The sequence below is a fragment of the Jeotgalibacillus malaysiensis genome, from assembly GCF_044789845.1.
In the GTDB taxonomy this organism is placed as follows: domain Bacteria; phylum Bacillota; class Bacilli; order Bacillales; family Jeotgalibacillaceae; genus Jeotgalibacillus; species Jeotgalibacillus malaysiensis_A.
Genome location: NZ_CP085252.1, coordinates 3,287,100 through 3,302,102, shown reverse-complemented (window position 1 = coordinate 3,302,102; position 15,003 = coordinate 3,287,100). Strand labels below are relative to the sequence as shown.

The 15,003-nt window shown below is 41.5% G+C and carries 14 protein-coding genes; all 14 read left to right on the top strand.

Annotated elements, in window-relative coordinates; translation table 11 throughout:
- Positions 1 to 126 precede the first annotated feature (126 nt).
- The 14 genes from LG330_RS17115 to LG330_RS17050 all read left to right on the top strand — a co-directional run bounded on the left by LG330_RS17115 (position 127) and on the right by LG330_RS17050 (position 14,995).
- Positions 127 to 1,944, top strand: a complete 1,818-nt coding sequence (locus LG330_RS17115; protein ID WP_404406003.1) for a polysaccharide biosynthesis protein — start codon at positions 127 to 129, stop codon at positions 1,942 to 1,944.
- Positions 1,945 to 1,959: 15 nt separating this feature from the next.
- Positions 1,960 to 2,841 carry a UTP--glucose-1-phosphate uridylyltransferase GalU gene (galU, locus tag LG330_RS17110; protein WP_404406001.1) on the top strand — a complete coding sequence of 294 codons (882 nt, stop codon included), beginning with the start codon at positions 1,960 to 1,962 and terminating at the stop codon, positions 2,839 to 2,841.
- 12 nt (positions 2,842 to 2,853) lie between these two features.
- Positions 2,854 to 4,005, top strand: coding sequence for a glycosyltransferase family 4 protein (locus LG330_RS17105; protein ID WP_404405999.1), 1,152 nt, complete (start codon positions 2,854 to 2,856; stop codon positions 4,003 to 4,005).
- Positions 3,990 to 5,090 carry a glycosyltransferase family 1 protein gene (locus LG330_RS17100; protein WP_404405997.1) on the top strand — a complete coding sequence of 367 codons (1,101 nt, stop codon included), beginning with the start codon at positions 3,990 to 3,992 and terminating at the stop codon, positions 5,088 to 5,090. The genes LG330_RS17105 and LG330_RS17100 overlap by 16 nt, the downstream gene beginning before the upstream one ends.
- On the top strand, positions 5,087 to 5,965 hold the full coding sequence (locus tag LG330_RS17095; protein ID WP_404405995.1) for a glycosyltransferase family 2 protein: 879 nt from the start codon (positions 5,087 to 5,089) through the stop codon (positions 5,963 to 5,965). The genes LG330_RS17100 and LG330_RS17095 overlap by 4 nt, the downstream gene beginning before the upstream one ends.
- Before the next feature lie 21 nt (positions 5,966 to 5,986).
- Positions 5,987 to 7,060: an EpsG family protein gene (locus LG330_RS17090; RefSeq protein ID WP_404405993.1), complete on the top strand. Its 1,074-nt coding sequence runs from the start codon at positions 5,987 to 5,989 to the stop codon at positions 7,058 to 7,060.
- A gap of 152 nt (positions 7,061 to 7,212) precedes the next feature.
- Positions 7,213 to 8,493, top strand: coding sequence for an IS110 family transposase (locus LG330_RS17085; RefSeq protein ID WP_404405991.1), 1,281 nt, complete (start codon positions 7,213 to 7,215; stop codon positions 8,491 to 8,493).
- A gap of 378 nt (positions 8,494 to 8,871) precedes the next feature.
- Positions 8,872 to 9,921: a UDP-glucose 4-epimerase GalE gene (gene galE / locus LG330_RS17080; protein ID WP_404405989.1), complete on the top strand. Its 1,050-nt coding sequence runs from the start codon at positions 8,872 to 8,874 to the stop codon at positions 9,919 to 9,921.
- Positions 9,922 to 9,938: 17 nt separating this feature from the next.
- Positions 9,939 to 10,538, top strand: coding sequence for a sugar transferase (locus LG330_RS17075; RefSeq protein WP_404405987.1), 600 nt, complete (start codon positions 9,939 to 9,941; stop codon positions 10,536 to 10,538).
- On the top strand, positions 10,535 to 11,176 hold the full coding sequence (locus LG330_RS17070) for an acetyltransferase (protein WP_404405985.1): 642 nt from the start codon (positions 10,535 to 10,537) through the stop codon (positions 11,174 to 11,176). Before LG330_RS17075 ends, LG330_RS17070 begins: the two co-directional genes overlap by 4 nt.
- A gap of 46 nt (positions 11,177 to 11,222) precedes the next feature.
- Complete coding sequence (locus tag LG330_RS17065) at positions 11,223 to 12,353, top strand: DegT/DnrJ/EryC1/StrS family aminotransferase (protein ID WP_404409654.1); 1,131 nt, start codon at positions 11,223 to 11,225, stop codon at positions 12,351 to 12,353.
- Between the two features lie 21 nt (positions 12,354 to 12,374).
- A complete protein-coding gene (locus LG330_RS17060) occupies positions 12,375 to 12,719 on the top strand; it encodes a helix-turn-helix domain-containing protein (protein WP_404405983.1) in 345 nt (114 codons plus the stop codon).
- Positions 12,703 to 13,854 (top strand): glycosyltransferase family 1 protein, encoded by a 1,152-nt coding sequence (locus LG330_RS17055; protein ID WP_404405981.1) that lies wholly within the window; start codon positions 12,703 to 12,705, stop codon positions 13,852 to 13,854. The genes LG330_RS17060 and LG330_RS17055 overlap by 17 nt, the downstream gene beginning before the upstream one ends.
- On the top strand, positions 13,826 to 14,995 hold the full coding sequence (locus tag LG330_RS17050) for a glycosyltransferase (RefSeq protein ID WP_404405979.1): 1,170 nt from the start codon (positions 13,826 to 13,828) through the stop codon (positions 14,993 to 14,995). Before LG330_RS17055 ends, LG330_RS17050 begins: the two co-directional genes overlap by 29 nt.
- Positions 14,996 to 15,003 lie beyond the last annotated feature (8 nt).

The window sequence follows — 15,003 nt, the reverse complement described above, 5'->3', positions numbered from 1 at the left end:
GCCAGTCGTCGTTGGTATGGAGTGAGGGCGGGTTAAATGCCCACTTGTATTTATAAAATAGATAGATAAAGTGATGGTCCGGACTTTATCTATCTATTTTTTCACTTACTAGAAAGGAGGAACATCATGTCTTATAAATACAGGCTCTCCCTGTTTATCTTAATTGATACTTCGATCGTTTGTATGGCGATCTTTTTCAGCAGCTTCCTTGTGAACGCCAGTATAGAAGTATTTACTTTCCCTATTATTTTAATGGCTGGCGTACTTGTTACATCACACCTATTGTTTTCATTTCGCTACCATTTATACAAAAAGGCCTGGGAGTATGCGAGTATCAGTGAACTTGCAGCGATCTGTAAAACAGTCTTTTTGTCCATGATTGTGTTAGTGATTACTCAACAGCTGGTACTTGGAGAAGTTGCTTTCAGATTACTTGCTGTCACACTTCTGCTCATGCTTTTCTTTATCGGTGGATCAAGATTTGCCTGGAGACTTTTCAGAGACCGGGTGATCAGCCAGAGGGTCAATAAAAAGAGAACGCTCATTATCGGTGCAGGGTCAGCGGGGACGATGATTGCCAGGCAGTTAAAACATAATAGAGATTGCGACATGCTTCCGGTTGCATTTATAGATGATAATGTGAGGAAGCAGCAGCTTGATATTATGGATATCCCGGTGGCAGGAAGAGTTGAAGATATAGAAAAAACAGTGAGCGCATATCGGATAGATAATATTATTATTGCAATCCCTTCCTTAAGTAAGAAGCAATTGAACCGAATCTTTCAGGAATGCTCTAAAACGGATGCTGAAACAAAAATCCTGCCGATGATTGAAGATCTGGTCAGTGGAAAAGTATCAGTGCACGAGGCAAGGGATGTTCAGGTTGAGGATTTACTTGGACGGGAACCGGTTGAGCTGGATCTCAAACAAATTTCCGAAAAACTGAAACACAAAACGGTTTTAGTCACAGGGGCAGGAGGATCAATCGGATCTGAAATTGTCCGTCAGGTAAGCCGCTTTGAACCGAAAAAGATTGTCTTACTCGGTCACGGTGAAAATAGTATCTATAAAATTCATATGGAGCTTCAGCCTCTTTTAAAAGACTCTGAGATTCAGCTGCACGCAGAAATTGCAGATATCCAGGATTATAAAAAGATGGTGACAGTCATGAGTGAATATCAACCGGACATCATCTACCATGCAGCCGCTCACAAGCATGTACCGCTCATGGAACAGAATCCGGAAGAAGCCATAAAAAATAACCTCATTGGTACAAAAAATGTTGCAATGGCCGCTCATCAGGCGGGCGTACAAACCTTTATTATGGTATCTACCGATAAGGCTGTGAACCCGACCAGCGTCATGGGCGCAACTAAACGACTGTCTGAAATGGTTGTACAGTATATGAATCAAGTGAGTGAAACCACCTTTGCAGCAGTAAGGTTTGGAAATGTGTTAGGAAGTAGAGGTAGCGTAATTCCTCATTTTAAAAGACAGATTGAACAGGGCGGACCCATTACAGTAACGCATCCTGATATGGTGAGATACTTTATGACGATTCCTGAAGCATCAAGACTTGTGATTCAGGCGGGAGCACTGGCTAAAGGTGGAGAGATCTTTGTACTCGACATGGGAGAGCCTGTGAAGATTGTCGACTTGGCTCGGAACATGATCAAACTATCTGGTTATCAATATGAAGAAATCGGTATAGAGTTCATTGGTATGAGACCTGGTGAGAAGCTTTATGAGGAGCTTTTGAACGAAGCTGAAATCAGTAAAGAGCAGGTGTATCCAAAAATATATATCGGGAAAACATCTTTACTTTATATGGACGAGATCAATCAACTTACTGAAGCCTACGAAAAAATGAATCCAGATCAAATCAGAGAGTTCGTACTGGAACTCGCAAACAGAAGAGAAAAAATCATCAAAATTACCGGGTAGGGGAGTGTTTAGCGGATGAAGGTAAGAAAAGCCATTATTCCGGCTGCGGGTCTTGGCACCAGGTTTCTGCCGGCGACAAAAGCAATGCCGAAAGAGATGCTGCCAATTGTAGACAAGCCAACGATTCAATATATTGTTGAAGAAGCCATTGAGGCCGGGATTGAAGATATCATTATTGTTACAGGTAAAGGAAAGCGGGCCATTGAAGATCATTTTGATCATTCATTTGAACTGGAGCAAAACCTTTATCAAAAAGGAAAGTTTGAATTGCTGGATGCAGTTCAGCATTCCTCAAGAATGGTAGATATTCATTATATACGTCAAAAAGAGCCTAAAGGGCTGGGTCACGCAATCTGGTGTGCAAGAAAGTTTATTGGGGACGAGCCGTTTGCAGTATTACTTGGTGACGATATTGTTCAGGCAGAAAAGCCCTGTCTGAAGCAGTTGATCGAACAATTCAACCGCTACCGTTCCTCTATAATTGGTGTACAGCCTGTGAAAGCAGAGGATGTGTCCAGATACGGGATCGTAGATGGGGAGCAAATGAACGAACGGCTGTATCAGGTAAGAGAACTGGTTGAAAAACCATCCAGAGAAGAAGCCCCATCAAATCTTGCCATCCTTGGCCGATATATCTTAACTCCTGGAATTATGAAGCTGCTTGAAAATCAGACACCCGGTGCGGGAGATGAGATTCAACTGACAGATGCAATTGCCTCATTAAATGAGCATGAAGCAGTTTATGCCTATCATTTTGATGGCAAGAGATATGATGTTGGTGAAAAAATGGGCTTCATTCAGACAACTATTGAATTTGCTTTACAAAGACCTGAGTTAAAAGATCAGCTCACAGAATATTTGAAAGAAGTGCTGGATCAAAATCTGACAACAGGATAGGAGCGGTAGACAATGAATAAAAAGATTCTATTTTGCGCAACCGTGGACTATCATTTCAAAGCATTTCACCTACCCTATATGAAGTGGTTCAAGGAGCAGGGGTGGGAGGTTCACGTCGCAGCGGCAGGGCAGATGCACTTACCCTTTACGGATCATAAGCATGAGTTATCCATATCAAGGTACCCGGTTTCAAGTGGAAATGTTAAAGCTTATCAGCAATTAAAATCCCTGATGAGCCAATATGATTACGACCTGATTCACTGCCACACACCGGTTGGAGGAATCCTTGGAAGACTTGCCGGGATGGCATTCAGAAAAACAGGCACAAAGGTATTATATACAGCTCACGGTTATCACTTTTGTAAAGGTGCCCCGGTGATGAACTGGCTGATCTATTATCCGATTGAATGGGTCATGTCTTATGTAACAGATGGACTGGTTACGATCAATCAGGAGGACTATCATCTATCAAGAACAAGGCTGCATGCTTCTAAAATTGTCAGGGTACACGGTGTTGGGGTAGACACTGTGAAATATGCGCCTGTCAGTTCCAATGAAAAGAATAACTTTAAACAATCATGCGGATACAAACCGGATGATTTTTTATTATTTTATGCAGCTGAATTTAACCGTAATAAAAATCAGCAGTTTCTAATTAATTCGTTCAGCCAAATCCGAAAACATATACCAAACGCAAAGCTTTTGCTGGCAGGTGAAGGCGCTTTGATGGAAGAGTGCAAGTCGCTTGCTGTATCACTTGGACTGGAGAAAGACGTTCATTTCCTTGGATTCAGAGAAGATATTCCGGAGCTGCTAAAAGCCTGTGACCTGGGTGTTGCTTCAAGCCTGAGAGAAGGTCTTCCGGTTAACGTAATGGAAATGATGGCAACCGGTTTACCGGTCGTAGCAGTGAAAAACAGAGGACATAATGAACTGATCGAGTCCGGTAAAACAGGCTGGTTGACAGAAGCTGATGATATAAAAGGGTTTAGTGATAAGATCGTTTATCTTCATAAAGAAGCCGGTCGAAGAGAACTTCTCGGTTTTAATGCAAGAGAGAAAATCGTGAGTGTGTACAGTCTGCAGCGGGTCCTTCAGGAAAAGACAGATCTTTATAAAGGATTTATGCAGGAAACGGAGGCGTTCGAATGGATCGCCCGTTAAGAGTATTACATGCAGTCGTCAACATGAACCGTGGTGGAGCCGAGACGATGATTATGAACCTTTATAGAAACATCGACCGGACAAAAATCCAATTTGATTTTCTGACATCCAAAGAAGGTGTTTTTGATGAAGAAATCAGACAGATGGGTGGCCGTATTCACCGGATTCCCTACGTAACTGAAGCCGGACCGATACGATACTTTTTTTTACTTAAAAAGTTCTTTAATGAGAACAATTATACAATTGTACATGCTCATATGGATAAAATGAGTGGACAGATACTGGCAGCTGCTAAGCAGGCAGGGGTGCCGGTCAGGATCGCTCATAGTCATGGGACAAAAAATGAAGGAAAATTCTCAGCTAACCTTTATAAAAATTTATCAGGATTACTTGTTAACCGTTCATCCAATTACAAAGTTGCATGTTCAACAGAAGCGGCGAAGTTCTTATATGGAACAGAAAAGCTTGAGGTTAAAGTTGTCAACAATGGAATTGACCCAATTAAATACCGTTTTGACTTACAGGTGAGAGCAAACACAAGAAAGAAACTGGACATCACAGAAGATACAGTCTTAATTGGTCATGTAGGCAGATTTCAAAAGCCTAAAAACCATTCTTTTATTCTCCAGATCTTCAATGAGTTATTAAGAAAAGGAGTAAACGCAAAATTAGCGTTAGCTGGTGATGGAGAAGCAAAAAAAGATATAGAATTGCAGGCAAAAAAAATGGGTATTTACCATCACATATATTTTCTCGGGGTCATAGACCAGACTGAGCTTCTTTATCCGGCATTTGATGTGATGGTTTTTCCTTCATTGCACGAAGGTTTACCCCTGAGTCTGATAGAAGCACAATATTGTAATTTGAATTGCTTAGTATCTGAGCATGTTTCTACTGACATCGATTTAGGAGAAGGATTGATCACATTTTTATCAATTGAAAACCCTAGTATATGGGCTCAACAAATAAAGACATTACACGAACAAAAAATAGTTAGAAGTCAGGTGAAAACTTCAACAAAATTTGATATTAATCATATCGCAGAAAAGGTGATCGACATTTATAGAAATGGGTTGATTAGTTGAAAACTCTAACTGTTTTTACACCTACTTATAATCGTGCATATTGTCTTGAAAATCTATACAACAGCTTAAAAAGACAAAAGAATAAAGATTTCATATGGCTAATTATTGATGATGGATCCACCGATTATACAGCAGATTTGGTTGGGAAATGGAAAGCTGAAGAAGAATTGTTGATTCACTATCATTATCAAGAAAATCAGGGTATGCATGGTGCTCACAATACAGCCTACAATTTAATTAAAACAGAGTTGAATACATGTATTGATTCTGATGACGAAATGTCAGAAGAAGCTGTTGAAAAAATAATTACGTTCTGGAAAGAATATGGCGGAACACATGTAAGTGGAATTGTAGGCTTGGATCAAGACAAAAAAGGTAACGTTATTGGTACGGAATTGCCGGAAAAAATAGAAAAATCCACCTTATTTGATTTGTATTATAAACATAGGGTTAATGGTGATAAAAAGCTGGTATACAGGTCTGAGCTAACTAAACGATATCCTTATCCAATTTTTGAAGGAGAAAAATACCTCGGTTTAGCATATAAATATTACTTAATAGACCAGTCTTATGAATTGTTGTTAATGAATGAAGTCCTATGTACGGTTGAGTACCTTGAAGACGGCTCTTCTATGAATATGTGGAAACAATATGTTAATAATCCCAAGGGATTTGCATTTTATAGAAAGTCATTAATGCAGTTACCAGGTGTAAGTTGGACATTTAAATTTAGACAGGCTATTCATTATGTATCCAGTAGCATATTTGTAAAAAATAAACGTTTTTTAATAGAATCACCTCAGAAGTTTTATACCTTAATGGCTCTGCCTTTGGGGCTAAGTTTAAATCTTTATATTAAAAGAAAACTAATTTAAATGATTTCTGGGGGTGTGGAGATGACTGTTTTATGGCTGACACTAATTACTGTCTTTTTATTAGGTTACATGGGACGTTTTATTACATTCGACACAGGACACCAGTTGTCAGTCGCTCCCCCAGTACTTAATAAACATTTTATCGTATTGGCAGGATTACTACTTGGTGTTGTATCAGGTCTTCGAAGCAATATAGGAGACACGCATAATTACGTAAATATTTATACTGCTCAGGATTTCACTTGGGATTATATACTTGAAAATAAAGATCCGGGATTTGGAGTTTTGCAAAGGTACTTAAAAATGATTTCTGACGACCCTCAAATTATGATTTTCACAACAGGGGTTATCACAAACATCTTAATCGTCCTGATTTTATTAAAGTATTCGAAGAAAATAGAGTTAAGCTTATTTGTATACATCACAGGTGGTTTTTATTTAGTTTCAATGAATGGGATCAGACAGACACTGGCAGCAGCAATTGCATTTGTTGCAACAAAATTCCTTTTAGAAAGAAAATTTGTACCATACGCATCAATTATAGTACTGGCATCATTTTTTCATCAAAGCGTATTAATTATGATACCTATATATTTTATTGTCGGGGTAAAAGCCTGGTCCAAATCGACAATTGGATTAATCATTTTAGCGATAGGAATCGTAATTGGATTTGATTTGTTTACATCTGTATTATTCTCGGCAATTGAAGATACTCAGTATGCCGCCTACAAAGATTTTGATGAAGGAGGAGCAAATGTATTAAGGGTAGCGGCAGCTTTGCCCCCTTTGATGGTTGCTTTTTTAGGGAGAGGAAAGTTGAGGCGAATTATGCCCCATAGTGATGTTTTTATAAATATGACTATTTTAAGTATTGTTTTTTTAATTGTTTCTACTCAAAGTTGGATTTTTGCACGATTCTCGCTTTATTTTATGTTGTATCAATTAGTATTGATTTCCTGGATTATTGAATTATTTCGTCGTAAAGATCAGAAGTTTATTTATTATGCGATGGTAGGGTGTTACTTTCTTTACTATTATTACGAAAACGTAGTGTCCTTAGACATTACCTATAAAAGCAACTACATTCCATTCTAGACATCCTCATTAGGGTGTTTTTATTTTTCAAAGGAGCATTCCTGTTAGGAGAGTTTTCGGGGTCTTGAACAAAAAAGAGCCCTCTTGGTAGGATATGGGGTGTCAATGCACTAAGAATTGACCCCTAATTTGTTACCAAGGAGGACTCCACCATGGATTTTATACAAAATCACAAAATTAATCAAGTCACCGAAAACACACTCGTTATTGGAATGGATATCGCAAAACGGACACATTATGCCTGCTTTGTTGATGATCGTGGTCGAATGTTGAAAAAGCCATTCGCCATCTCCCAGTCACGTGAAGGATTTGAAGGGTTTTATCATAAAGTACTAGAAGCGATGAAAGAGTTTGATAAAACAGAGGTGCTGGCTGGTATTGAACCTACAGGTCATTATTGGCTGAATCTCGCTTACTTTCTCGCTGACAGAGGGATTCCCCTCGCCATGACAAATCCGATGCACGTCAAGCGCTCTAAAGAGCTTGATGACAATCTGCCAACCAAACACGATCGCAAGGATGCATTGGTGATTGCGAGGCTATTGAAAGATGGACGTTTCAGTTATCCGCGGATTCTGAGGGATGCCGAGGCAGAGCTTCGCACTGGTGCCACACTAAAAGGACATCTGACTGAAGAACTTGGGTCAGTCAAGAACATGATGATTCGCTGGCTTGATCGTTATTTCCCTGAATTCAGAACGGTTTTCCCGTCGTTCGGGAAGATGGCGCTCGCAGCGCTTGAACAGACCCCTTTGCCACAAGATGTTCAGGGCAAAGGTCTCGAGGAACTACTAACCCTTTACCGAAAGGTAGACGGATTATCTTCTCCTCAAAAGCCAAAAGCAGCTCGTTTGATAGAGGTAGCTAATGACTCAATTGGGATGACGGAAGGCTTAGCGATGGCCCGTATGGAAATTGCCACGCTGGTTCGCCGTTTTCGGCAGCTTCTGATTGAAATAGAAGCTGTCACTGCCTCTCTGACAGAGATGGCACAGTCCTCAGTTGAGTATGAGTGGCTTGCGAGTGTAGATGGTTTAGGTGATGCCACGATCGCTGAATTAATGGCTGAGATCGGCAGCTTTTCTCACTACCAGGACCCACGCCAATTAATAAAACTTGCGGGGTTAACACTGAAAGAGAATTCTTCCGGTCAGCATAAAGGTCAAAAACGGATTTCAAAACGTGGAAGAAGCAAGCTTCGTGCCCTTTTATTCCGCGTCATGATGCCCATGATTAGGCACAATCAAGCATTTAAAACGTTACATGACTACTACACAACACGACCTGAGAATCCATTGCGTAAAAAGCAATCAATCGTTGTACCTTGCGGGAAACTCTTAAGAGTTTTACATGGGATTGCGACAAAACAAAGAGTGTTCGATGAGGCGATTATGATGAAGGATATCCCAGTCTTGAAGGTTTCTGTAGAGTAATGAACCATTCTGACTCAGCCTAACAAAGGATGACACGGAGAAGCTGGCATCATTCATTCCATTCGACTATGAGTCCCTAAAGGAGCATAGCCGGCCTCCGCCTTATGATTAGACCGAACGAAGGAATGTTGGCACACAGATGCCCGGAGACATGGGAGGGTACGTCATCATAAGTATTGCGGAGATCCATTGTGCATCGCATATTTACCCCCACTACTACCATTTCATAACAGTAGTAGCCGCGAAGCGTATCTCATGTCTGTAAAATCAAAACAGCATTTTAAATTACTGTTAATCATCGTGTCAAAAAAATTTTTTTGACACCCCATAAACGGCTCAAACCGTTTGTATAACAACATTTTAAGAGGGAGGGTCTACATGCGTATTTTAGTCACTGGCGGTGCGGGTTATATCGGGAGCCATACCTGTATTGAGCTGATCGAAGCCGGCCATGAGATCGTTGTCGCTGATAATTTTTCAAACAGCAGTCCTGAAGCATTAAAAAGAGTATCGGAGCTGACGGGAAAAATCTTTCCGGTGATCGAGCTTGATTTTAGAAACCGTAATGAGATTGAAGCACTTTTTAAGCAATTTGATGTCCAGGGCGTTATTCATTTTGCAGCATTGAAAGCGGTAGGAGAATCAGTCACTCATTCCCTCCTTTATTATCAGAATAATCTTATTTCATTACTGAATCTGTTAGATGTGATGGATGAATATCAGGTTAGAAATATTGTCTTCAGTTCATCTGCAACAGTCTATGGCGCTGAAGGAACATCGCCTCTAAAAGAGACTGATCAGACTGGAGCCGTAAATCCATATGGGAGTACAAAGCTGATGGCTGAGAGAATTATTAAAGATCTTGCCACATCATCAGAACGGTGGCGAGCAGTCATTCTCAGATACTTTAACCCGGTAGGTGCCCATGAAAGCGGACGAATTGGTGAAGATCCAAACGGTATACCGAATAACTTGATGCCATACATTTCACAGGTTGCTACAGGAAAAAGAGCAGTGCTATCGGTTTTCGGTAGTGATTATCCAACCCGTGATGGTACAGGTATCAGAGATTATATTCACGTAACAGATCTTGCGGCAGGTCATGTGAAAGCACTGGATTACATGCTCAAAAATAAAGGGGCGCATGCTTTTAACCTTGGAACTGGAAATGGTTTTAGCGTACTTGAAATGGTCGCTGCGTTTGAAAAAGCGAGTGGACGTAAGGTGCCATACAGATTTACAGAAAGAAGAGCTGGAGATATTGCAGTATGTTATGCGGATCCTTCAAAAGCTGAAAAAGAACTTGGATGGAAAACAGTTAAAACAATTGATGATATGTGCCGAGACACCTGGAGATGGCAGCGAAATAACCCGGATGGTTATCAGCAGCCGGCTGAGGTTCAGAAAACAGAAAGATCCGGTGCATAAAACTGGAGGGGAAAGAGATGAAGAGACTGATCGACCTGACTGCAGCATCTGTCGTATTCATCCTGCTGAGCCCATTATTTCTGACTTTATATGTGCTGATTAAAGTGAAGCTTGGATCTCCTGTGTTATTTAAACAGGAACGGACTGGCATAAACGGAACGACCTTCACGCTTTATAAATTCAGAACCATGACTTCTGAAACAGATGGAAAAGGAGAGCTGCTGCCGGATGAACAAAGGCTTACACACTTTGGCAATCTGCTAAGAGAATTAAGCCTGGATGAATTACCTCAGCTTATCAATGTAATCAAAGGTGATATGAGTCTTGTCGGACCAAGACCGCTGCTCATAGAGTATCTCGCGTACTATACGCCTGAGCAAATGAAAAGGCATCTTGTAAAGCCCGGCATTACAGGATGGGCTCAAATCCATGGCCGTAACACCTTGAGCTGGGAAGAAAAGTTCAAGCTTGATACCTGGTATGTCAAGCACATCAGTACACGGCTTGATCTGAAAATTCTGCTGATGACAATTAAAAAAGTGGTCAAAAAAGAAGGAATTTCTCAGGAAGGCTATGCCACTGTTGAAAAGTTCAGCAGAAAAGAGGTGGCTAAATGAAGCTCGTAATTATCGGGGATGGCGGCCATGGGAAAGTTATCAAGGATATAGCAGAAGCAGCCGGCTGGAGCGTCTCAGCGATCCTGGATGACCGCTATAAAGAAGTGACTTTTGAGAGAGATGTATTAAAAGGTCCGGTCAGTGCAGCACAGTACTTTATCGGAAAAGGAAATCAATTGATCTTAGGAATCGGAAGTAACACAGTCAGGAAGTCTATCGTCAATCAGCTGAACCTTGATGATGAACATTATGCTACAGTAATTCATCCATCAGCAGTGATCAGTAAACAGGCAGAAGTCAGAGCCGGGACGGTTTGTATGCCACACACCGTCATTAATCAAGGATCAGTAGTAGGACAGCATGTGATCTTAAATACCGGCGCAGTCATAGAGCATGATAACAGAATTGAACCCTTTGTTCATTTATCACCAAAAGCTACAACGACGGGTAATGTCACAATCGGCACCGGCACTCATATTGGTGCTTCAGCAGTGATCATTCCAGGGGTCATCGTTGGTGAATGGTCAACAGTTGGAGCGGGTGCAGTGATCATACACAATACAGGTAATTATGAAACAGTCGTTGGCAATCCGGGGAGGGTTGTGAAGACATATACACCAATTCAGCTAAACGGATAAGGAGGAACTTTCATTGGCGCAAAAAATATTCTTATCACCACCGCATATGACTGGTCAGGAAGAAGCTTATATAGAAGAAGCGTTCCGCACGAACTGGATCGCACCACTTGGACCGAATGTAGATGCATTTGAAAAAGAGGTAGCGGAGCATGTCGGTGTAAAAGCAGCGCTTGCTGTTCAGTCAGGTACGGCAGCGATTCACCTGGCGCTTGAACTGCTCGGTGTCGGAAAAGATGACATTGTTTTTTGTTCATCACTGACATTCGTTGCAAGTGCTAACCCGATTTTATATCAGGGAGCTATACCTGTTTTTATTGATTCAGAACCGGACACGTGGAACATGTCACCTGAAGCGCTTGAAAGAGCCCTGAAAGAAGCAGCTCAGCTCAACAGGCTGCCAAAGGCGATTATCATTGTTCATTTATACGGACAACCGGCAAAAATGAATGCATTAAAGCAGATTGCAGATCAATATGAAGTACCAATCATAGAGGATGCAGCTGAGTCACTCGGATCGATGTATGAATTAAAAGCAAGCGGGACACATGGGGCATTCGGTGTCTACTCCTTCAATGGTAATAAGATCATTACTACGTCAGGTGGAGGAATGATCGTTTCAAATAATGAAATTGCGATCGAGCGGGCAAGATTTTTTGCTACACAGGCAAAGGATCCTGCACCTTACTACCAGCATTCATTAAAAGGCTATAACTACCGGATGAGCAATGTGTTAGCAGGCGTTGGGCGTGCGCAGCTGAAAGTATTGGATGAAAGGGTTGCGGCAAGAAGAGCAGTTTATCAGCGTTATGAGCAGGCTTTAAAGGAATTGCATGATCTGGTGATGATGCCCGAATTACAGGGAACAAGGTCTAACCGGTGGCTGACAGCTTTCACAATTAAAAGGGAGAGCAGTCTCGTACCCGATGATCTGATTCATGCCTTAGACGCTGAACAGATCGAATCAAGAAGAGTATGGAAGCCGCTTCATCTCCAGCCGCTTTTCAAGGATGCCGCTTATTATCCTCATCGCGAAGGGGAAGATATTGCAGCAGATTTGTTCAAAAGGGGTGTCTGCCTGCCATCAGGATCAAGCCTTCAACTGGAGGATCAGCATCGCGTGATTGAAGTCATCAGACATACAGCTCAATTTGCTGTATTGAATAAGAAAGTTCTTTAAATTATAAGAGACGAGGGAGCGATGATGATAGGTGAAAACATTTATAAAATCAGACGTGAAAAAGGTTTAACGTTATCAGAGCTTGCTGACAGAGCAGGCGTATCCAAATCCTATCTCAGTAATATTGAGCGTAACCTGAAGCAGAATCCCTCTATTCAGGTGATTGAAAAGATCGCCAATGTACTCGAAGTAGATATGAAGAGGCTGTTAAATGTCACAGAAGAGCGCCAGGGAAACAAAGAGTGGAATGAATTCATCAGTGAGCTGGAAAGTCAGGGAATTAATAAAAGACAGCTTGAAGAATATCGCATGATCCTTGAATTCATTAAATGGAAAAATGAGCATCGGAATGGAACGGAATCCTGAAGCGGAAGAAGGGGTTGCAGTGAAAAGAATACTTCATGTGACGGGGGCGATGAACAGAGGCGGGACTGAAACAATGCTCATGAATCTTTACAGAAAGCTCGACAAAACAAAGTGGCAATTTGATTTCGTCTCATACAGCAAAAGTCAGGCCGTGTATGATGAAGAAATTCAGGCTATGGGAGGCCGGATTATCCAGGTCACTCATCCGGGGTCGCTGACTGAACATATAAGGGCAATCAACCATAACGGACCCTATGAGGCAGTTCATGCACATACATTATTTCAATGCGGTATTGCACTTGCTGCTGCGAAAATGGCAGGAGTGACTAATAGAATTGCCCATGCACATACCACAATGGATCACGCAGATACATTCGTCAGAAAAACTTACATGCATGCAATGAGAAAAACGATTCTTATGCTATCAACAGAAAGACTGGCCTGCAGTAGAGCGGCGGCAGTATATCTGTTTGGCAAAGAAGCGTCTTTTTTATTTTTACCAAATGCTATCCAATGGGAAGGTTTTCTTAAGAATGAAGCTGAAAGAGCTGAGCTGCGAAAAGAGCTCGGACTTGAACAGAGCTTTGTGGTTGGACATGCAGGCAGGTTTATTCCAGCTAAAAATCAGCAATTTCTGATTAAACTTTTTCCTGAAATAAAAAAGAGAAATCCGAATGCAAAATTACTGCTTGTCGGTGACGGAGATCTAAGAGCAGAACTTGAAAATCAGGTTCTGCAATCAGAGGATGCAAAAGATATTATTTTTCTTGGTCTGAGAGAAGATATGGAAAGTGTCTTTCAGGTGTTCGATGTATTTGCATTTCCGTCTATATATGAGGGACTGGGACTTGTATTACTTGAAGCGCAGGCAGCGGGTAAAAGGTGTATTGTGTCAGAAGCGGTGCAGCCTGAAGCGGATTTAAAGCTTGGTTTACTCTCTACGGTTTCGCTGTCAGATGAGAAGCGCTGGATTGAAGAAGTGCTTCATTCGGAGGCAGCCCAGGTCAGCAAAGCGGACATTGAACAGGCATTTATCAACGAACGCTATAGTGTTGAGCAAGCTCTTGATCAGCTACTTAATATCTATCAAAGAAAGGAGACCCGCCATGAAAAAGCTGTTAATCGCTACGTATGATCTTGAAATTGGGGGAGTAGAAAGAAGCCTGATCAGCCTCCTTGAAAAGCTGGATTACAGCCGCTTTCAAGTAGATCTCCTTCTGTACCGTCATCAGGGTGAGTTTTTAACGATGCTGCCTGAATCAGTCACACTTCTTGAAGAGAACCGGTTTTACCGAACCTTCAGGATGTCGATTAAAGAAACGGCTGCAAATGGACAGCTAAAGCTTGCGGTGGCAAGGACATTTGCCAAACTCCGGGCCTCTTTTTCTAAGGGGGATGAAAAAGGTGTCCGGCAAATGCAGTATATGTGGAAATACAGCACTCCATTTTTACCGGCACTGGAACAAACCTATGATGTTGCAATCAGTTACCTGTGGCCACACAACTTTGTAGCAGATAAAGTGCAGGCGAATATAAAAATCGCCTGGATTCACACAGACTTTTCATCTATCACAACTGATAAAAAAGAAGACTTAAAGGTTTGGTCATCTTACCAGTCAATCATTGCGATTTCTGAAGAGTGCGCAAAAGCATTTGGCCGGATTTATCCTGAGCTCACAGATAAAGTCAAAATGATCGAAAACATCACATCTCCTGAAATGGTGAAATCATTAGCAAATGAAGAAGCACCGGAAATACAGCCGGGCTTCAGTCTTGTAACAGTTGCGAGGCTGTCACATGCCAAGGGAATCGATCGGGCAGTTAAAGTACTGCATAGCCTGCACCAACAGGGGTTTAGTGATATCAAATGGTACATCGTTGGCTACGGTGGAGATGAAGAGATGATCCGGGTGCTAATTAAGGAAAAAGGGCTTGAGGCTTCATTCATTTTACTTGGAAAGAAAATCAATCCTTATCCTTATATGAGAAAAGCAGATCTCTACATTCAGCCTTCACGGTATGAAGGAAAAGCAGTCACCGTGGGAGAAGCACAGATTCTTGGAAAGCCGGTCATTATAACAAATTACCCGACAGCAGTCAGCCAGGTGCAGGATGGATATGATGGTGTGATCTGTGAGCAGTCTGAGGAAGGCCTGGTTAAAGCCATTATTTCTTTATACCAGCAGCCCGAAAAGAGAAAACAGCTTAGTCAAAATTGCCAAAACAGTAATTATCATAATGCAGCTGAACTTGAAAAACTGTATCAGCTCGTATAGGAGGAACA

Coding starts and splice junctions, on each gene's coding strand:
- galU (WP_404406001.1), top strand. CDS start 1,960: ATGAAGGTAAGAAAAGCCATTATTCCGGCTGCGGGTCTTGGCACCAGG.
- LG330_RS17060 (WP_404405983.1), top strand. CDS start 12,375: ATGATGATAGGTGAAAACATTTATAAAATCAGACGTGAAAAAGGTTTA.
- LG330_RS17090 (WP_404405993.1), top strand. CDS start 5,987: ATGACTGTTTTATGGCTGACACTAATTACTGTCTTTTTATTAGGTTAC.
- LG330_RS17115 (WP_404406003.1), top strand. CDS start 127: ATGTCTTATAAATACAGGCTCTCCCTGTTTATCTTAATTGATACTTCG.
- LG330_RS17050 (WP_404405979.1), top strand. CDS start 13,826: ATGAAAAAGCTGTTAATCGCTACGTATGATCTTGAAATTGGGGGAGTA.
- LG330_RS17075 (WP_404405987.1), top strand. CDS start 9,939: ATGAAGAGACTGATCGACCTGACTGCAGCATCTGTCGTATTCATCCTG.
- LG330_RS17100 (WP_404405997.1), top strand. CDS start 3,990: ATGGATCGCCCGTTAAGAGTATTACATGCAGTCGTCAACATGAACCGT.
- LG330_RS17070 (WP_404405985.1), top strand. CDS start 10,535: ATGAAGCTCGTAATTATCGGGGATGGCGGCCATGGGAAAGTTATCAAG.
- LG330_RS17085 (WP_404405991.1), top strand. CDS start 7,213: ATGGATTTTATACAAAATCACAAAATTAATCAAGTCACCGAAAACACA.
- LG330_RS17055 (WP_404405981.1), top strand. CDS start 12,703: ATGGAACGGAATCCTGAAGCGGAAGAAGGGGTTGCAGTGAAAAGAATA.
- LG330_RS17105 (WP_404405999.1), top strand. CDS start 2,854: ATGAATAAAAAGATTCTATTTTGCGCAACCGTGGACTATCATTTCAAA.
- galE (WP_404405989.1), top strand. CDS start 8,872: ATGCGTATTTTAGTCACTGGCGGTGCGGGTTATATCGGGAGCCATACC.
- LG330_RS17065 (WP_404409654.1), top strand. CDS start 11,223: ATGACTGGTCAGGAAGAAGCTTATATAGAAGAAGCGTTCCGCACGAAC.